Below are 21,002 nucleotides of genomic sequence, written 5' to 3'. Positions count from 1 at the left end.
AAACGCTTCGCAGTCAGGCGCTACTTGCAACGAAGAAAGAAAGCGTTTATCAACAGTCTGAAAGCTCGCAGATTATTCATCTGCTGAGCTTTCTTTTTTGGAGGAAATAATAGATGAGCTTATTAAATGTAGAAAATTTGGGACATACATTCGGAGATCGTACTCTTTTTAAGGAAGTTTCTTTTCGTTTAGTGGAAGGAGAACATGTTGGGCTTGTTGGAGCAAACGGAGTTGGTAAATCGACTTTGATGAACATCTTAACAGGCGAAATTATTTATGATGAAGGTCGTGTGGAATGGTTACCCGGCACACATTATGGATATTTAGATCAGCATACGCGCCTGCAACAAGGTCGCTCCATGTTCGACACACTGCGAGATGCTTTTTTGCCTCTTTATAAAAAAGAGGCAGAGTTAAATGAAATCATAGCAAAAATGGCGGATGCTACTCCAGAAGAATTAGAAGAATTACTAGAACAAATGGCGGAAATTCAAGATGCATTAGATGCTGGCGATTTTTATTCTTTAGATATGAAGGTAGAAGAAGTTGCTCGTGGACTTGGGCTAGATGCAATTGGTTTAGAGCGTCCTGTGGAAGCACTTTCTGGTGGTCAGCGGACGAAAGTTCTTCTAGCCAAGCTTTTATTGGAAAAACCAAAAGTTTTGCTACTGGACGAGCCTACCAACTATTTAGATGAAGAGCATGTGAACTGGCTATCAAACTATTTGAAAAACTATCCTCATTCGTTTTTATTAATCTCGCATGATACGGAATTTATGAATGGCATTGTAGACGTCATTTTCCATTTGGAATTCTCGAAGCTGACTCGTTATACAGCATCTTACGATAAATTTTTAGAGCTTGCTGAGTTGAATAAAAGACAACATATTGATGCATATGAAAAGCAACAAGATTTCATTAAGAAACAAGAGGATTTTATTGCAAAAAATAAAGCACGTTATTCCACAACAGGACGTGCAAAATCTCGTCAAAAACAACTAGATCGTATTGAGCGCATTGACCGTCCAGAAACAGCGGCAAAACCAGAGTTTGGTTTTAAAGAATCTCGCAGTTCTGGTCGCTATGTTGTAGAGGCAGACCATCTTCAAATCGGTTATGATAACCCGCTGCTCCCTCCATTAACGTTTACAATTGAACGAGGAGAAAAAATTGCGCTAGTTGGAATGAATGGGATTGGTAAATCTACGTTACTTAAAACGATGTTGGGCAAAATCCCAGCTCTAGGCGGAAAAGTAACTCGCGGAGATTTCTTGTTTCCTTGTTATTTTGAACAAGAAGTAAAAGCTGGGAATATAACACCTATCGAATCTATTTGGGAAACCTACCCAAGCATGGAGCAAAACCAAGTACGCAGTGCACTTGCCCGTACTGGTTTAAAAAGTGAACATATCTCCCGTCCCCTTTCTAGTCTAAGTGGTGGGGAGCAAGCAAAAGTCCGTTTATGCAAACTCATGATGGAAGACAGTAACTGGTTAATCTTTGACGAACCTACGAACCATCTGGATATTCATGCAAAAGAAGAACTAAAACGAGCGATGAAAGAATATAAAGGCACAATCGTCCTTGTAAGTCATGAACCTGAATTCTACGAAGGCCTAGTAACAAAAGTATGGAACGTTGAAGAATGGTTTTCTACTGGAAAAGAAGTTGTAGAAGAATAATTTGTTTCCAGACCCCAAGCTTTTTAGAAGCTTGGGGTCTTTTTTGATGGAAATGACTCTTTCCTAGTCTTACCATTCGCCAAATTAAAAACTGGTTCTACTTCTAATAGTGAATGGCATTTCTAAAACCGGTAAATTCCTTACAGTAAATGGCACTTCCAGACCAATTCACGTTGAGTCGCTAATTACAAAAATAGATTTTAAAATCGGCTAAACTTTCACAGTAATCGGCACTTCTGAACCAATTCGCTTGAAACCGAGACCATTTCCAGCCTAGAAGCAACCAAATCACCAAATCTATAAAAAAAAGAGCTCACAACATCAAAATGTCGAAAAACTCTTTTCCGTATTAAACTAAAATTAAGGAATCCTTCGCTAATTCATCATTCATAATTAATTCCTTTAGGCGTTGCTTCGCTCTAAATAATCGTGACTTAACTGTACCTATTGAAACTTTCATTACTTCTGCAATTTCAATTAATGAAAATTGATGCACATAGAAATACAAAACTGTTTTTTGATAGATGCCATCTAACTCAGCAACTTTGGAACGAACGATTTCACCAACATCTTCCTTCACCAGTTGATCTTCAACTGATAATATATCGGAAGCAATTAAATCTAGAATAGAAACATCTAGTTGTTCCGGTTGATTGGCAATGTACTTACTCCGTCTTACTTGTTTTCGGTAACGATCTCGGAATGTATTCATACAAATGGTAGTGAGCCAAGCTTTTAGATGATCTACTTCTTTCATATAAGACTCATATCGTACAACTTTCATCCACACTTCTTGCATTAGATCTTCCGCGTCTACTTGATTTTTCGTTAATTTCAAACATAAAAAATATATGTACCGGTTGTATTCCTCGTATACGTCTTCTATATTAACCTGCATAATTATTCCTCCGCTCGTCTTCTCTTGTTACCTATATAATGCCAAATAACAATCTTTCACTCCATCGGATTCTCTTTCAACTTTATTACAAACGTGTAAGTAAATCAGAGTCAAGGAGCATCGCTATCTAGGTATAACGACTTTCCGCCGCATGAGGATTACACATTATAGATATATTACGTCGTAAGAAAGTTGCCGCTGGGATTTCCGCTGCAGGGCGGACACTTTCCACCGGGTGAGCGATGAGCCTTCACCGCCGCTACGCGTTCGTTGTGAAGTCTCATTTGCCCACAGAGATCGAAGGCTAGAAGCGCCACATCGTGTGGCAACACCTTCGTGACCAACATCCTGTTGGCCTCCGGTAGGAGTCGCCGCCCTTTCGCTCCAATCCAGAAGAAACATATTAACTATTCAGTAGTATTGCGCAAAGTTATCCACTCTACTAATCCGGATATTATCACCCAATAAATAATGCGCAACATACGGAATATTTTCAATGGAGACATATAATTTAAGGCAAAGTTAAGGCTTTATTAAGAGAAAGTAGTGGCATTCTCCCCGTGATTTGACTCGTCCAACCATTTATTGGATTTTATTTTAGATAATATAGTTAAGATTAATAAGTGAATAGTAACACTGAATAGTTAGCAAATATGCTGGATTGCAGCGGCAGGTGGCGACTCCGAAGGGATCAGGGAGACAGATGAGACAGCACAAACGGCGCACATGCGACGGTGCTGGCTCATCGCTCCCCCCTCGGAAAGCGTCCACCTAGAGCGGAAATCCTGGCGGTCACTAAGACGCATTATATCTATTACGCACAACATTTTATCCATTATTCACAACATTATTTGGCCTATCGCAATATCGGATGAGTTACTCGCAACATTCCGATGGATATGCGCAGTAAGCATCTAAAACGTCCTGAAATTTTTCATTTCTAACCTTGTGACAAAAGAAAAAAACGCAGGGAGCTGTTAACTCTCTTGCGTTTCGGGAAGGATGATTTGTTTTTTTATAATCGTTAGTTTTGCAACACGGTTTCGATCCATCTCATTTACTTCAATCAGTAAATTTTCATAAGAAAACTGCTCATTTTCTTCTGGTACATGTCCCAACTGATCTAGCACAAATCCACCAATTGTGTCATTTTCGTTTAGAATATTAATATTAAATAATTCATTAATTTCTTCAATTTCTAAACGTCCTGCGCAGATTAATCGATTTTCAGTCATTTCATGCACTAAAATATCTTCATCATCATCTGTTTCATCTTCTATTTCTTGTCCAATCATTTCTTCAATCAAATCTTCATGTGTAACAATACCAAGTGTTCCACCGTATTCATCCAATACAATCGCCATATGCTTTTTATGCGTAAGCATCAATTTAAACACTCTCTCAACACTTAATGTCTGCACGACAAACAAAGGATCTTTATCGATAACTTCCTCCAGTTTTCTAGATGGATACATCGACCATTCGATTAGACTTTTGGAATAAAACATCCCTACTATTGTATCCATATCCTCTTCATAAACTGGATATCTCGTATAAAAATGCTCTAATATTGTATCGCGTACTTCTTCATAAGTAGCTTCCAGAGGAATAGCCACCATTTCTGTTCGATGCGTTGATAACACATCCGATACATCTTTGTTTGGAAAGTCGAGAATTCCTTTTATTCGTTCAGACTCCTCTTCCTCAAACGTACCATCCGTTGAGGCTATATCCACCATGTTTAAAAGTTCTTCCTTGGAAATGGTCGTTTCCTTCACAGCACCTTTGGAGCCTATTCGAATCATCATATTAATCAGCGCAGCAATTAAAAACGTTAATGGTTTTAACAATTTAACAAACAATCTTATTAATGGTGCTACCTTATAGACAACTATCTCGGAAAAAGTAGCAGCAATTGTTTTTGGTAATACTTCAGCAAATAAAATAATAACAACGGTTAAAATTACTACCGACCAAACTATATTCCAATGATAATTTTCTGAAATAAGGATTAACAGCACCGTCATAGCTATATTAGCTACTGTATTCCCTATTAATATGGTGATGGTCATCTGGTCCGGCTTTAATAAAAGAACAAGTAATTTTTCAGCATCCCTGTCTCCTTGTTCTGCACGCAGACGGACCTTCATCCTATTAACTGTCATTAATGCTGTTTCACTACCTGATAAAAAAAACGAAACAAGTAGTGCAAATCCTAATAGTACAAACTCTGTGTACAAATTTGTATCCTCCTAAAATAATAAAGTCGAACAATATTTCTTTTTATAACTATATCATACTGTGATTTTAGTTGTCACAAATCAATCTGCAATCAAATCTTATATAAATTTGACACGACTATCAATAACAATTTGGGTGCACCTGGTCATCACGAATTCACGAGTGCTTTGGACTAAACATTAGCTACACTATTGAGAAGTGAGTGTGTCTTCTTTATCCACTTTTTTCGGTAATCTTGTGGCGGATGTTTGTCCACCGCCCTCTTGGATTATGTAAAGACATGTCCCAATTCGCATTATACATGTAAATATTTTATGTCTGTCAGCATCACTACGCTAGTGGCTATTAAATCTACTGAAAAGGTAACATAATACTCGGACATCTCCTTCCCATGAGAACTACTACAATAACAACTATTGACATGAATACCAAGTAGCTATAAAATAATAATTGCATTGAAAATGATAATCACTTTCAATTGTAATTAAATGTTTCGCGGCTCTTGTGTTGTTTAATTACATATCAACAAATACCAATTATTAGGGGAGAAAATTATTATATGAAAAAACTTTTTATTCCGATATTCCTGTTCCTGGTACTTCTTCTGAGCGCGTGTAGCGACAGTAAAACGAATGATGCAAACAATACGAACACTTCTTCATCTGCATCTTCAGATTCCGTAGCAGATGCGTCCGAATCGGATTCAGACACGTTTATCTACCAATCCGAGGATGGTCCGGTCGAGGTTCCAAAGAATCCGAAACGAGTTGTTGTACTTACTAGATTTTTAACAGGTAACGTCATGGCTTTAGACGTGCCATTAGTTGGTGTGGACGAGATGTCCAAAACCAATCCAAGATTTGAAGAGCAGCTAAAAGACGTTGAGATAGTTACGGACGAAAGTCTAGAGAAGATCATTGAGTTGAATCCAGATCTTATTATCGGGCTTTCAGATATTAACAACATCGATAAGTTTAAGCAAATCGCTCCTACGGTCACTTATACTTATGGAAAAGTGGATTACTTAACACAGCAACTGGAAGTAGGTAAATTATTAAACAAAGAAAAAGAAGCACAAGCTTGGGTAGACGATTTCAAAGCTCGTGCAACAAAAGCTGGAGAAGAAATCAGGGCAAAAGTAGATCCTGATTCGACGGTCTCGGTCATCGAAACATTCAGTAAACAACTTTATGTTTATGGCGATAACTTTGGACGAGGAACCGAAATTCTTTATCAAGAAATAAAGCTAGGTATGCCTGAGAAGGTAAAGGAAGCAACAATTACTGACGGTTATTTTGCCCTATCACTAGAAGTACTCAATGACTACTTTGGCGACTACGTTATTTTCAGTAAAAACGCAGATGAGGATAATTCATTCCAGGATACTGAAATGTATAAAAACATTCCAGCTGTCAAGAACAATCATGTCTACGAGGCTGATGCTAAATCATTCTACTTTAATGATCCACTTAGCTTAGATTATCAGCTAGAATTCTTTATTGAAAAATTTCTAGGCAATTAATTCAAGGGATTGCTATAAGGAATTTGACGCTTCAAACACAGTCTAATCTTTCAATTAATGCGAGGGAATTGTCAATCCGACAGTTCCCTCTTATATTTCATTCAAAAATAAATTATTTTTCTAATACACTTTGAAATCTCCCTATATCTAGCTACATCAGACTCTACAGATTTTGAAAAGCTAAGGTTCCAATTCTCTCTAATATATTGACAATTACCGCCACATTTTCTATGTCACAAATCTTATGCTATGCTATACTATTTCTATTCACGAAATTTTATGAAAAGAGGGATTCTAGTGAGCCAATTTTCAACATTAGAAAATTACTTTACTGAAAAGAGAGAAGCACATTTAGAGGAATTAAAACAATTCTTACGCATTCCAAGTATTTCTTCCTTATCGGAACATAAGGAAGATATGCAAAAAGGAGCACAATGGTTAGCAGATTCTTTATCGAAAGCTGGTTTAGAAAATGTAATCGTTGATAAAACAAGTGGACACCCTGTTGTATATGCCGATTGGTTACATGCAGAAGGAAAGCCAACGATGCTTATTTATGGCCATTATGATGTACAACCTGTGGATCCATTAAATCTTTGGGAGACAGAACCTTTTGAACCACAAGTTCGAGACAACAAATTATATGCCCGTGGTTCTAGTGACGATAAAGGACAAGTATTTATGCATGTAAAAGCAATTGAAGCTCTTCTTCAAACTGTAGGAACGCTTCCGGTTAATGTAAAGCTTTTAATTGAAGGCGAAGAAGAAGTCGGTAGCCCTAACTTAGAAGAATATATAGAAAACAATAAAGAAAAACTTGCTGCTGATGTGATCGTCATTTCGGATACAGGTTTGCAAGGTCCTGGTCAACCAGCTGTTTGTTACGGTTTACGCGGTCTTTGTGGCGTGCAAATTGATGTTAAAGGTGCAAAAAGTGACCTTCACTCTGGTCTTTACGGTGGCGGAGTTCAAAACTCTATCCATGCTCTAGTGTCTATTTTAGATTCTTTCCGTGATGCAGAAGGTACTATTGAAGTAGAAGGTTTCTATGACAACGTACGTCCTTTATTAGAAGAAGAACAAGAAGCTTATAAAGCACTTGGCTTCGATGAAGAAGAATTGAAAAAAGAAGTTGGCGTGAACGAACTATTTGGAGAAAAAGGATACTCTCATTTAGAGCGCGTTTGGGTTCGACCAACTTTAGAAATTAATGGTGTATTCGGTGGGTTCTCCGGAGAAGGCATTAAAACTGTTTTACCAAGTGAAGCTGGCGCAAAAATTACTTGTCGTTTAGTACCAGACCAAGATCCAGATGAAATAGTTACTAAACTTAGAGCACATATTGAAAAGAATAAGCCAGTTGGTGTCACAGTGACAGTAACTGAATTCGATAAAGGAAAACCATTTATCACACCATTCGATCATCCAGCAATTCAAGCTGCTGGCCGTAGCTACGAAAAAGTATACAACGTACCAACAGCATATACTCGCGGTGGAGGCTCCATCCCTATCGTCGCAGCATTTGATGAAATTCTAGGCTTACCAGTAGTGTTAATGGGCTTCGGCTTATCAACTGAAAACTTCCATGCACCAAACGAGCATTTCCATTTAGAAAACTTCGACCAAGGCTTACGAGTAATCGGAGACTACTATTATGAACTTGCAGGACTTTCAAAAGAAGATTTAAAAAAATAATTTCTACTAAACACATGGATTTGAAAGATCCATGTATTTTTTAGTTGCAAATCCTGGAGAACAGTTGAAGTTTTTCACAAATAAAGGCCTATCCCATATCTATAAGCCGTTCAGTTTTAGATCGCTTACAATCAAATAAAACATAAGATAGGCATCCAATTAGCATTACAATTGAATGTCTATTTTTTATTGATATATTGCGGTTTACGTTTGTTTTTCTTTTCAATTGGATGTACTATTAACAGGTTAATTATCAAAATAACAATTATAATTGTTATTAAATGGATTAACTATCTAATTAGGAGTTCAAAACTTAGATAAAATAGATGGTAAAAGTCAACCAAAAATAACTAAATAAAAAATGGACTAGAAAATATCCGAAAATTCTCGTAGAATATTAATACATTTTCCGCAATTAATAGAACACATAGAAGAGAATATGCTGAAACATATCATTTATAAACAATAAAAAACGCTGAACATTAATTCAGCGTTTCTCTCATTTTAAGACAACGAAATATTTCTCCCTTATTGAACTAAAGCACGCGTTAGTTCAATAAGAACTTTTTATATTTTACCTTCTTTTATCCACGTCCAAATTCGAAAACTACCAAATACTGATACTAAGAAAAATAAAATCATATATATAACGTAAATTGACAATCTATTGATTCCTTGTAATCCTTCGGCATTAGCCACTACCCACAAAAATAGCCCGAAGAGCATCAAGTAACAAAATACATTAGGAATAATCCATACGATTCTTAACTTTGTGTTTTTCATAAATATCCCCCCTTAAAGTAAGTACGAATACAAGTAAGAATATATTTCAAATTAGTGTTTCCTTATTGAACTAAACTGCCCCGTTAGCCATCCATGAAGCGCAAAAACCAGCGCTTAACCACAGAGAATGAAAATGGTTAGAGGAGTCAATACTAGTAGTCCACCGAAAACAATAGAATTATTAATATCCTCTCTCCTCTTTTTTTACGATTAAGCAGGGGTCTTCTTAAGCATTGTCATTTTTCTTTTCTTGAAGAAATTAATTTTCATGGTAGTTTAAGTGTAACATTTCACAATAGATTTCTGAGATTTACTTGATGTTTTGGAAAAATAAATAGACCATCGAAATGATGGTCTTGTTCTGCTAGAGCACCCGTTAGTGAAATAAGAAAGATTTAATTTCAGAATTCAAACCCTTTTAATATGACTAAACTTTACTAAGCTAAACTACTGTAAGACTTCAAGCAATTCTTATATTATTTACAAGAGTAAATGCAATTATAATAGAAACATCCAAGTTATACTAAATATGATAAAGGTAGCTGAAAGGGTCATTAAGAATGTATTTTTAGAAGTACTAACATTACTATCTCTACTAACTTTTTTGATTAGTGTCACTAAATTTAAGCAAAATACTATTGCTAAAATTGGATTTAAAAAGAATGCTGATCTAAGTAAAAATTCCATGTCTTCACCCCTTATTTGTAAAAGAAAATACTCAAAAACTACTCTTATATTTACTAATTCGTCATTTTTCTAATAATACCTTCAAATTGAACTAAACTGCCCCGTTAGCTTAAAAAATAAATACTGCAATTGCTATAAGAAATAGAATTATCATCAGGAGAAAAGGCATAAATGCATGCCTTATTCCTTCTTCACCTTCTGCTTTTTCAAGCTTTTTTCTGAAACCTTTCCAAGCAGAAAAAACGCTAAATACAATCATTAAAAATATAAGTATCCTCCAATAGTCCAAATTAGAACTTCCCCGATCCTCTAATTTTTCTAATGCTCTTATTCAACTAAACTGCTGCTTTAGTAAAAAAGGCTCTACTCCTTCTTGAAGTAAAGCACGCGTTAGTTGAACAACATTTCTTACAAAATCCACTAAAATTAATGAGACTACTTATTTCAATAAATCATGTTCACCTCTATTTTACACAACTAAACAACAGTGTAATTTAACATCGCATAAAAAAATTCACAAAAACGTCACTTATGTAAAAGAATCTAGATATATATAATTACATTTATTCTCTATACGAAAGGATGTTTTTATTTGCCTAGTAATAAAAAAGAAGGTATTATTTTCGGACTATTTATGTGTTTTGGGATGGTTCTTATTATGTCAGTTTACAACACAGCTTTACATGGATTATCAACGTTTACAGTAGGGAGTGCAATGATTCAATTTGTCATTACATTTATAGTCGCTTTTATCGCAGAGTCGTTCGTTGAACCAATAGCTCGTAAATTTGTAGTATCACTACCTTTTGATAAATCAAAAGAAATCAACTTTATTGTGGCGTTTGCTTTTTGTATGGTCCCTATAATGGTTCTTATTATGTCAGTATATGGAGTTATTTTAACGGCGTTAATGACAGGAATTGAAGGTTCAATTTTCACAACTTACTTTAAAACAGTTGGTCTAAACTTTATCGTGGCTCTTCCATCGCAGTTAATAATTGTTGGACCAATCTCACGTAAGTTATTAGCTAAATACATTAAACCCATAACACAAAAACCAGAATTAAACGAGTAAAAACAAGCAAGCTACTTTTTGATAGCTTGCTTGTTTTAGTTGGAACTTCCATAATGGGTTTCAATGTCTTTTCCTGATTAAAGTATCATTCAAATGAAAGTATTGTTGTCTGTTATTGAATTGTACTGCCACGTTAGTAAAAAAGGCTTTACTCCTTATTGAAGTAAAGCACTCGTTAGTTTAAGTGTAAAATTTCACAATCTTTCAAAATACAATAATGGTTTTTATTGACCAAGCTAACTATGTATTAAAACTGCTGTAAAGGGTTTTCAAGATATAACCATTCTCCCAGGTACCCAATAGTATAAAACGGTCATCGTTGCTAAATTCAGCAAAACAAGCATATGGAATTTTTTCACCCCTAATGGTTTCTTAGTTATCGAATCGTAAGATTAACACGGCATCCAATATACCTTAGGTATTCGCTCCATGCTTAAAACCATAGAAGAAATTGACCACGTGTTTCCCCACTCCACATATCCAGAGTGTATGTGGAGTGGGGAAACACGTGGTGCTGGTGATTTTACAAAAAAACTAACGGAACCAGTATTGCCTGATTCCGTTAGGCATATCTTCCTACTTTTTAAACCTTAAATTAGGGGCACACGCTACTTTGCTTTTACCTTGAATTAGAACACTTCTATTGTTCCCCCATAGATTAAGATTATTGGACCCAAAGATATAAAGCAATACCTGCACTTCATCTGTTGACGTTGGTTGAAGCGAAGACCCAGTCAAGTGAAATCACATTTTCATCACAAGAATCTCGCCTACGTTTTTTGATATGTTTAGCGGCGGAGTAATATCAGGGAGAAAACAGTTTCCAATTCCCTTCGGATACAACTTCGACCTCTCCATCGATCACTTTGATGGCGGTTTGATCATCAATTGCATACGCCGGCCCCTGCATCCCGGCGGCCCATTTCTCTGCATCAGCCATCGTGTTATACGGTAACATCCCCAGATGCGGAAACATTGCAAAATCGACCAGTCCCAGCGTTTCATCACCACCGTTGGGTGGAGTCCATCCAACGAAGAATTCCCCGATGTTAGGTGCCATCACCATGCTCCCAGCACTCATTCCCACATAGACTGCATTCAGCGACGGAAAGAGGTCTTTCAGCCCGGATTGGAACATCCAGTGGCACAGATAGAGGGCGTCGCCGCCAGACACTAGCAGGACGTCCGTCTCCCGAACTAGTGGTACCCAGCGGTCTTCGTCGATGCTTGGCAGCGCTGTGAGCTCTAGTACGCCGACGGACTTCCAACCCAGGTCTACCATGGGATTATCGGAATTACCGCTGATGAACTGCCAGGTTTTGACGCCTGGGCCGACCCAGAGGTGTCCATACATCGCGGTGGGGATGCACAGGGCGTTGGAGTCGGCGATTGGCTTGCCCAGCATGTCAACCAACGCGTCAAGTATGCTTTTGTTATTGACGCCTGCAGATGTAAGTAGAAATTTCATAATTTTCAACCTCCCCAATATTTAATAATGTTTGATGAATGATGATTGATAATCGACTTTCACCTCTACCCGAATCATAATACTTTTAAATTTATCCTCTAAAAAATTTTAGATGGATTTATTTAAAATTCTACACTTTCAATCAAAAATCCTTTTTATATTAACCTCCCTCTATAAACATTGAGATATCAACGGTTTTCATCACTTCGTGATTAAAGAAAAATATTTTTCTCTTCTCTGATAAACAGAGTCTTGAATTTATAGATTTTATTACCAAGTTGAGCGTACGCTTCGCTAAAACTAATGGAAATCATTAGCTTTTTTCTCCATTATTTCGATGCACAATGGATCTCTGCGATGCTTATGACGACGTACCCTCCCATGTCTCTTAGCGTCAACGCGCTTACATTCCTTCGTTCGGTCTATTCATAAGGCAGAGGCCTGCTAAGCTGCCCCGGGGACTCATAGTCTAAGTTTAGTAATATTGCCGGCTTCTCCGTATCATCCTTTTTGTTATAGCTCTTTGATTGAAATGCTTACGCTGCCTCTCCGAGACAGTAGAGATCTTTCATCATAAGTTGCTCGTTAAAATACACTTTCTTTTTACAAATCCCATGTAATATTTTTAGTAATTTACCACAGAGTACTACCATCGATTGCTTGCCCCGTAAGGGATTCTGATTCCTTGTGGTGTAGTATTCATGAAGTTGTTTGAATGCTAGGTTATGCCGAATCAAAGGAACAATCACTTTGAAAAGGATATGTCTAAGTCTCTTACGTCCACGTTTTGATATATGTTTTTGACCCTTATGTTGACCAGAAGAGTTTTCACGTAATGTTAGTCCCGCTAGTTTAATGAGTTGGCGTGGATTTTCGTAAAGTGAAAAGCTCCCTACTTCGGAAAGTAGATCAACAATCGTCGCATCACCTAAACCTGGTACTGACGCGAGTAGGTCATATTCCATCGTTGTCTTTGCCATTTCAGTTAATTGGTCATTCACTGCTTCGATTTCAGCTTCTAACAAGCGAAACTGACGTAGGAGTGTGGCGATTTCATGTTTGGCCATCTTTTGTCCTTCTGTCAGTCCAATAGAGTTTGAAGCCTTTTCAATGAGTAGCTTAGCTTTTGGTAGTTGTGGAGCTCTCATACCCCCTACCTGACGGTAGAGAAATACAAGTTCTTCCGCGGTTTTCCCTTGAATGTCCTGTGGCATTGGTGTTCTTTCTAATGCAGTAAGTGCCATTTTTCCGAAAGAAGGAAAGACTTGAGTGAATTCAGGAAAATATCGATCGAGCCAACGAATGATTCGATTTTTAATACTTGCTAGATCCTCCGTTAACTTTGATCTAAGAGTAGAACCAATCCGTAGTTCAGCTTCTACTTCTTTTAATATTTGCGGATAGCTAAAGCGTCCATCTTTCAATAATCGCGCGATGACTAATGCATCTTTTTTATCATTTTTAGTCGGCAAATTATCATCAAGTTCTTTCGAACGTTTGACGTGCATTGGATTTACCATGACAAGTGGAATGTCGTATTGATCTAAAAAATAGGCTAAGTTCATCCAGTAGTGACCTGTTGGTTCAATGCCGACGATGACTTCCGTTTTCTGTGTTTCCAGCAGCGTTTGTCTAATTTTTTCATACAAGCTTTCGAATCCTTCTTTTGATTGATGTACAGAAAATGCTTTTTCTATCACACGTCCTCGTTCATCGACAAAGCAGGCGTAATGCACGTGCTTCGCTATGTCTATACCAACGACGAGTGTATTTTCAGTTACTTGATTAATTTTGTTATTCATTTTAGAATGCATTTAGGAGTCCTCCTTGTAGATGATGGGTCAATGGTCGTTGACACTCAGCATCATACTAGAGGGCTCTTTTTTCTGCAAGACCCCGAACATCTTTCAAACAGGAATGCTGCCCCGTTAGTAAAAAAGGCTCTACTCCTTATTGAAGTAGTCGAGTAGAAGGGAACCTTTCTACCTTGTGGTAGATTGTGTTCCTCCCCCCTCACAGAACCGTGCTTGCGCTATTTACGCACACGGCTCCTCCAAGTCACCATTCACAAGATGTACCTAATCTCTTTCGATCAGATTTGCTTATTCTGCTATCCTTAATAGTTTAGTTTCCATTTATTATCTCTACCTCTGTGTGTAGTAAATGTGTCACTAGTAAGGGTGATAACCTGGTAGCAGCCTTTCCTCCATCGGCATTACCCAACTTCATAGGTACTACGCTGCTATCCGACTCCCTACATCGGCATTTGGTTTCCTTGCTTATTATCGCTTGTACACCATACTCTTCTATAAGAAGAAAAGACCGGTAGGGCCTCCCGAGTTGCCGTACCATATCCATGTGTGACGTGCCAAGGTCTCTGACTCCAGAGAGGTTTATCCTTCTTGCCTTTAACGATGGATAAAATGTAGCTTTCTGCTGCAGGTAAAGCATCAGCCCTCTCGATTTACTAACATTATGGAGCTCAATCCCTTCAACCATTTGGCTTTCGACCCGCCACCTAACTGTCTACGCTTAAAGGCTACTGTTACCATTAGCCCTCCAAGACTCGCTACGGGTGAATGGCTAGTTCTTTCTCGACGGGAATCCCACCCGCTATATGAAACGACCTAGGCTCGGCCGCACAAGCACCCGTTAGTTTAATAAGCTCTCCTTCTAATTTTCAGGGGGACACCCATTAACTTAATATATTTCCTTTGCATTAGAAGGTAAATTTCTAATATGTTTAAGATATATAGTCATGTTTCTATCATCATCTATTGGATAAGTAAAATTAAAATGTTCAGCAACTTCTTGAGCTAAGATTCTAAATAGTTCACAAATAACAAATATTGATTCCCACATATTTGTATAATCAGAATTAGAATAAGTTTTTTTGTACATATTCCAATATAATTCTGGAAGATATTCCTAAAAATACTTCCCTAACTTTCCTGTTGAAACCTGAAGATCTTGTTGTATACCAATCCACCAAGAAACCATTTTATCCAAAGAATCTCTCGTAGTATATTCAAACATTAGTTTTGCATACGGTAGTTCATCACGCCAAATTCCCTTAGCAACGTTTTGTAAACACCACCAAAAATTGTTTGTGTAACTATCATATTCATCTTTAGATGGCATTTTGATATGGTAATTAATATCGGTAGGATATGGGATTGTTGGCAAGAGTTCATCTTTGTTCATTAAGGGAAGCGTGAGCTTATCTTTTCCATACTCTTCAAGTATAATCTCTTTTGTTTGAATACGAAGGTCTATACGATTTCCATCTGTAATAAGCATTAAAAACCCATAAGACCTATTAACATCGAAATCAATTTCCCTGCCAAAATCATTTTTGTCAGGTTCTTGTATAATGATTAAATCTCCAAAATCGTTAATCCATGCCTTATCATCTATAAAAGATGCTGTTTCTGTTACAACATACACAATATCATAATCCTGAAAAATATCTTTTGTAACCTTTGTATTAGTTTTTGAACCATTCATATAGACTGCTCGGATTCTTTCATCTCTTTGTGCAAAGCTTAATATTAAATCCATCATTTCATTTTCATTTCTCAATGCTATTCACCCCGAAAATAAAATATCCTATTACATTTTTTGTTAAACAAAACTGCTTCGTAAGCTCAATAAGGAAAAAGGCTTTACTCTTCTTGAAGTAAAGCATCCGTTAGTTGAATAAGTTAAGATTTCCACTCCTCATCTAAGAGTGCGTAATAATACTCATCCCACCATTCGTTTCCTTGCGGTATACACTTCTTGAAAAAACCTTCTCTTCTCATACCAATTTTCTCCATAACTCGATATGAGGGAATATTCTCAGGCTGACAAGTCGCTATAATCCTATGTAATCTCATTGTCTCAAAACCATATTTCAATATAGAATATGCTGCTTCAGATGCGTACCCTTTATTATAATATTTTGGATTGAACACCCAACCTATCTCATACGTATGTTCACCAAAATACTTATGAAACTCAATATGACCAATCAATGTTTGGTCTTTCTTTAATATCACTGGGAAATTCCTAGCATTTTCACTACTGTTTTTTATTACAAATTCCTTTGAATATTCTTCAGAAAAAACCCCTTCTGGCATATATTTCATAACATTAATATCAGATGTATACTCATGTACACATCGCCAATCCTCATATGTAAATTTACGTATTATTAATCTTTCCGTTGCTATGTTCATCTGCTTCCCCCCGTAATTTTCCTTCTTCTATCTTTGTCTATTGAATGTACTATTCAACTAAACTGCGTCTATAGTTCAAGAAAAAAGTGCCACCTCCAGACTTGAAGTAAAACACCCCTTTTGTCCAACAATTTACATATATTAACTTATTCCACACAATCGCGAAAAAACCTTCTTCTTCAACTAAACTGCTGCGTTAGCACAATAAGAAAAGCATTATTGTCGTTACACTAAAGCAGCTTAGCTTTATAAATACGCTCCCATTAGAAATTCAATATTTCACCAAGAAGCACCACTATATTCTAAAAATGAAACGGACTAATTTGACTAACAAAAATTGCAACTATAATTGAGAAAACAATTGAAATTGTAATTTGCTTAGGACTTTTGTAAAAGACTACGCATAAAGAAACATACATAATCAACTCTTCAATATATTTTAAATACACATAGAATAAACCCATTCCTAAAGAAAGGCTTAACAATAATCCCATGGGTAAGGCTGGTAAGATAAAAGCTAAAAGTATATTATTTTTAGCTTTCCAAACAATAATTGCTAACAAAGGAGATACTAGTGCAAAACTTCCCCAAAGTATAAAATACCTAGTTGGAAAAAACCCAAATAAATATGCTGAATATATATAATAACTTATTAGCATTCCTATAAAGAATATGAACGTATTAATAGCAGCTCTTTTTAGTGTTTTACTATATGCAGCTATAATTGTAGCAATCAATATCCAAATACCTAACCTTGTAAATAAATCTGCAAAATAGTCGAGAGTAATCGTCCACCAACTCCCATCAACTGTAATGGTGTCTAAATATTTTGACATTACTCCTAAAGCTGTACCTAAGACTAAATATATAATAATGTCTGGTATTTTTTTTAACTTAATCATTGTGACACCTCAAATCTTTGGTTTCTTTAATAAGGCATTTTTTAGATTTTGTGAATTTTCTTTATCTAACAGTCCCTATTATTACTTTTATTCTTCTTTCACTAAACGTTAGTAATAGGTAAACGTTTGAAGTTATCTCCGGCTTTTCCCCTACTCCGCACGGAACGTGCCAGTTTCCAAGCATTCCGCGTTCCATCTAACGATGGTATTATTAATTATAAGTTTCAAGTTACTCTTCATCGAAGAGCTTGCACTGTGGCATCATTCTTATATGAAATGATGTTCCCACGTTCTTACCAGACCGGTGCAATGCACAGTTGAAAAATAATTATTACCTATCGCTAGACTTGGGGCTGTTCCTCCACCTCCATTACAGAGGTTTCACTGGTCGTACCCCTACCCTCATAAGGACAAATGCATTTCGCCATTTAGCTTATAGCAACCGTTTCGGGTGACAGCTCTTGATCCAACGTTCCTTATTTTCCAAGTACCTTATAACCTAGCTATCTTTTTCTAAACTTAGGTGCTTCCTGTAAGCCTATGAGCTGGATACCGCCATTGTTCGGTATAACGTGTTTCAGAGCAGCAATTTTTACTCCACGTCACTCACCCCATCGTTGGATGGTACACAAGTTTCCTTATGCTCTAACTTTAGACCCGTACATTCGGAAGTTCTTCTGTTCTTTTCCGTAAGAAAATTCTCACCATATTTAGTTTTTCAGCCATCCGACATATCCATTGGCATACCTTTTCCGTGAGGGGTGGCTTCAGCCTTTGTTCTGCCGACTTTACCTGAGCTTCAGACCCCATAATCTGTCTATTATGACGCATGCAGGAGTATCAATGGGATAGTTTCAAAATACGTGGTTTTATCATTCCTATCCTCGGTTATAAAGTTAGGATTTCCGAAGAAATCCCTTGTTTTTTCACACATTAGTGCTTATAACAAAACTTGTCGCGCTGCTGCGTTAGTCTAATAAGAAAAAAGAGCTACCTAAGCAGCTCAATGATTTTTTACTAAAGTACCCGTTAGTGAAACAAAATTACTTGTTTATTTTTCTCCAAATCAATGTAGCAATAAGAAGTACGATACCAATTGAAGCCCCAATAATTTGGTCTAATAAAAGTTCACCTGTTCTAAAGTAACGAATGGTAAAAGTTCCTCAAAAAATAACTATTATCGTAACTGCTAATTGATTAAAATATGTATTTATTTTCATCATTTATTCCTCCTTAGCTGTTATACGAGTAGAAAGAAAATATGTTACATTTATTAACAAAATCCATTCCTGCTTATTGAACTAAACTGCGGCGTTAGTTCAATAAGAAAAAGGCTTCACACCTTATTGAAGTAAAGCACCCGTTCGTATTATAAGGTTAGCCAGATATTTCTGGTTGACCTTTTTTTATATCGATATATGATTGCGGTAGCCGGGGTAGAACGTAAGCACCCGTGGGGCTATTGATCCCGTCAACTAAACAGTTCGCCCCCTACTTGTAGAAACATGATTGAGGCTGGTTGGGACTCTGATCTCGTATAACAAGCGAAGCTATGATACTACATGGAGGAATAGGGGTTACCGGTTAATTGTATGACAAGGAGGAAAATAATGATGAATCCAGTAATTGGTCTGGATGTGGCAAAAGGCGAAAGTCAGGTTCAAGCATTCTTAGATAAAAAACAACCGTATAAAAAGAGCTTTAAAGTAGCACACACACTGGAAGGGCTGACAATTCTTTTAGAGTTTATTAGAGAAATAGAAGTGGCTTCTGGAGAAAGGCCCCCCATTGTTTTGGAATCCACTGGCCACTATCATACACCAGTTGTCCAATTTTTCGAAGACAGAGGTTATTTAATAATCATGGTTAATCCACTCGTTTCGTATCGAGCAAAAAGTTCCAGTTTATGTAAAGTAAAGACAGATATCATAGACGCTCGTCATCTCTGCGAGATGTTTTATAAAGAGGACTTAGAGCCTTATAAACAGCGAGGGATCCAGCTCTTAAATTTACGTCATCTTACAAGACAACATGAAAATATTACAGGTATGTATGTACAAACTAAACTACAATTCCAATCCGTTTTAGATCAAGTATTTCCTGAATACTGTGGGGTCTTTGGAGATCTTTATTCAGATGTCTCCTTACTGACCTTACAAGCATTTCCTACTTCTGAGGAAGTGATGGCAACACGTGAAGAAACAGTCGCCAAAAAAATAAAGGAATTCTGTAAAAGTCGTTCTCAAAAATGGGCAAACAGTCAGTCAGAAAAGTTAAAAGCTGCCGCAGATCGCAACCCATTCCAGAAAACCTTATACAATAGTCTTATCTTAAGCATAAATATGTATATTAAGATGCTTCTAGAATATAAAAAACATCTATCAGATCTGGAAAGAGAGATAGATGCTTTAGCGAAAAGCATGGAAGAATATAAGATTCTCCAATCCATCCCCGGTATTGGTGAGAAAATCGCAGCAACGATTATTTCGGAGATTGGGGAGATTGATCGGTTTAATCATCCTAAAAAGTTAGTTGCCTTTGCAGGAATTGATCCAAGTGTTTTTGAATCTGGTACATTCAAAGGTACTTTGAATCGGATTACCAAAAGAGGTTCTAGTAGACTACGACATGCCTTATATATGGCCGTTAAAAGTGCCATTCGTGATAGTCGCAAGAAGAAAACGACAGATGAACTCATTCCTCGAAATAAGAGGTTAAGGGAGTTTTATGATAAGAAACGTGAAGAAGGAAAGCCCTTTAAAGTAGCTGTAATAGCATGTGCAAATAAGCTTTTACATTGGATTTATGCACTTTTAAAAAACAATTCATTTTTCCAAGATCTTACCTAGTATTAAAATATAACTAAAAAGCCTAAACATTTCCAAATACAGAAAATTGAAAGGTTATTTGGCATGCACAATTTTAGTATAGCATGAACTAATTTGTTTTTTATTAATAAATATTGACAAACTATTGGCTGGTTTAGTTGTAGAATCAACTTCTCTTCTATTACACGATTTGTTAGAATTGTGTAATAACCCATATTAATTTCATCTCAAAATGTCTGCATGGTAGAATCTTGTTATACATTTTTTAAAAGGATAGCAAGCGATGTGATTGATGATATTTATTAAAGGAGATTGGTGTCCATTGAGTAAACCGTTAAAAGGGATTACCGTATATCTAATTATTTCGTTTTTGGGATATTATTTTGTTTTGCAAATGGAATTGTTAACTTCTATCATCAATTCTTTTATGTTCTTAATAATATATTTTATAGTTTTGATAGTTTTTAAGATAGCAAAAACCGCTAAACCTAAAGATTAGGGGTCTTGTTTAGTTAACGCAATTTGGTTCAAATGTGACATTAAAGAAATGATTTTCATTCCCTTTCTTAAACTAACCTACGGCGTTAGTTCAATAAGATAAAAGAGCTGTTTGTTCAGGTCAACGATTTTCACTAAAGCACCCGTTAGTTTAAACAGAAAAATATACAGTCTCGAGGAAGCAATATTTAGAATTTATATAATGCAGTCACAAATATTATTAACGCTAAAAATGCCATAAAATAGCCATACCCTGATTTCAGATTATTCTTTAAAGTCTCTATACTTATAACCGCAATAAAAAAACTCATAAAAAACGTTGATACTGCTGTGCCATAATTTCCAGTTAATAAATTGTATGTCAATAACACTACAAGAATAATTCCTAAAATAATTCGCATTACTTTTAACATAAAATCCCCCTTATATCTATTCTCTACTTAAACTAAACTGCTTCGTTAGTAAAAAAGGCTCTACTCATTATTGAAGTAAAGCACACCGTT

General features: G+C 36.4%; 13 protein-coding genes and 1 pseudogene. 5 read left to right on the top strand and 9 right to left on the bottom strand.

Features of this window, described 5'->3' with window-relative positions; translation table 11 throughout:
- Nucleotides 1–113 precede the first annotated feature (113 nt).
- Nucleotides 114–1,682, top strand: coding sequence for an ABC-F family ATP-binding cassette domain-containing protein (locus PB01_RS02825; protein ID WP_151698776.1), 1,569 nt, complete (start codon nt 114–116; stop codon nt 1,680–1,682).
- A 349-nt stretch (nt 1,683–2,031) separates the two neighbouring features.
- Here the strand turns inward: PB01_RS02825 and PB01_RS02820 are convergent, their stop codons facing one another.
- Nucleotides 2,032–2,580, bottom strand: coding sequence for an RNA polymerase sigma factor (locus PB01_RS02820; RefSeq protein ID WP_151698775.1), 549 nt, complete (start codon nt 2,578–2,580; stop codon nt 2,032–2,034).
- 977 nt (nt 2,581–3,557) lie between these two features.
- Nucleotides 3,558–4,820, bottom strand: coding sequence for a hemolysin family protein (locus PB01_RS02815; RefSeq protein ID WP_225986147.1), 1,263 nt, complete (start codon nt 4,818–4,820; stop codon nt 3,558–3,560).
- 560 nt (nt 4,821–5,380) lie between these two features.
- Here PB01_RS02815 and PB01_RS02810 point away from each other — a divergent pair.
- Nucleotides 5,381–6,343, top strand: coding sequence for an iron-hydroxamate ABC transporter substrate-binding protein (locus PB01_RS02810; RefSeq protein ID WP_151701940.1), 963 nt, complete (start codon nt 5,381–5,383; stop codon nt 6,341–6,343).
- A 297-nt stretch (nt 6,344–6,640) separates the two neighbouring features.
- Complete coding sequence (locus PB01_RS02805; RefSeq protein WP_225986146.1) at nt 6,641–8,038, top strand: dipeptidase; 1,398 nt, start codon at nt 6,641–6,643, stop codon at nt 8,036–8,038.
- Nucleotides 8,039–8,605: 567 nt separating this feature from the next.
- On the opposite strand, the gene PB01_RS02800 is transcribed toward PB01_RS02805, so the two are convergent.
- Entirely contained in the window at nt 8,606–8,821 is a 216-nt protein-coding gene (locus PB01_RS02800) for a hypothetical protein (protein ID WP_151698773.1), read from the bottom strand.
- Nucleotides 8,822–10,100: 1,279 nt separating this feature from the next.
- Here PB01_RS02800 and PB01_RS02795 point away from each other — a divergent pair.
- Nucleotides 10,101–10,583, top strand: a complete 483-nt coding sequence (locus PB01_RS02795) for a DUF2798 domain-containing protein (RefSeq protein WP_151698772.1) — start codon at nt 10,101–10,103, stop codon at nt 10,581–10,583.
- 805 nt (nt 10,584–11,388) lie between these two features.
- On the opposite strand, the gene PB01_RS02790 is transcribed toward PB01_RS02795, so the two are convergent.
- The 5 genes and pseudogenes from PB01_RS02790 to PB01_RS02770 all read right to left on the bottom strand — a co-directional run bounded on the left by PB01_RS02790 (nt 11,389) and on the right by PB01_RS02770 (nt 17,173).
- A complete protein-coding gene (locus PB01_RS02790; RefSeq protein ID WP_151698771.1) occupies nt 11,389–12,051 on the bottom strand; it encodes a Type 1 glutamine amidotransferase-like domain-containing protein in 663 nt (220 codons plus the stop codon).
- 536 nt (nt 12,052–12,587) lie between these two features.
- Nucleotides 12,588–13,865 carry an IS110 family RNA-guided transposase gene (locus PB01_RS02785; RefSeq protein ID WP_151698770.1) on the bottom strand — a complete coding sequence of 426 codons (1,278 nt, stop codon included), beginning with the start codon at nt 13,863–13,865 and terminating at the stop codon, nt 12,588–12,590.
- 886 nt (nt 13,866–14,751) lie between these two features.
- Nucleotides 14,752–15,633 (bottom strand): annotated as a pseudogene (locus PB01_RS02780) (aminoglycoside 6-adenylyltransferase).
- A 122-nt stretch (nt 15,634–15,755) separates the two neighbouring features.
- On the bottom strand, nt 15,756–16,271 hold the full coding sequence (locus tag PB01_RS02775) for a GNAT family N-acetyltransferase (RefSeq protein WP_151698769.1): 516 nt from the start codon (nt 16,269–16,271) through the stop codon (nt 15,756–15,758).
- A gap of 302 nt (nt 16,272–16,573) precedes the next feature.
- A complete protein-coding gene (locus PB01_RS02770; RefSeq protein ID WP_151698768.1) occupies nt 16,574–17,173 on the bottom strand; it encodes a hypothetical protein in 600 nt (199 codons plus the stop codon).
- 1,613 nt (nt 17,174–18,786) lie between these two features.
- Between PB01_RS02770 and PB01_RS02765 the strand changes: the two genes are divergently transcribed.
- Nucleotides 18,787–20,022 carry an IS110 family RNA-guided transposase gene (locus PB01_RS02765; protein WP_151701939.1) on the top strand — a complete coding sequence of 412 codons (1,236 nt, stop codon included), beginning with the start codon at nt 18,787–18,789 and terminating at the stop codon, nt 20,020–20,022.
- 665 nt (nt 20,023–20,687) lie between these two features.
- Here PB01_RS02765 and PB01_RS02760 read toward each other — a convergent pair.
- A complete protein-coding gene (locus PB01_RS02760; protein WP_151698767.1) occupies nt 20,688–20,912 on the bottom strand; it encodes a hypothetical protein in 225 nt (74 codons plus the stop codon).
- Nucleotides 20,913–21,002: the final 90 nt, after the last annotated feature.

Source organism: Psychrobacillus glaciei (assembly GCF_008973485.1).
Lineage (GTDB): Bacteria > Bacillota > Bacilli > Bacillales_A > Planococcaceae > Psychrobacillus > Psychrobacillus glaciei.
This window is presented reverse-complemented; position numbering and strand designations above follow the sequence as displayed.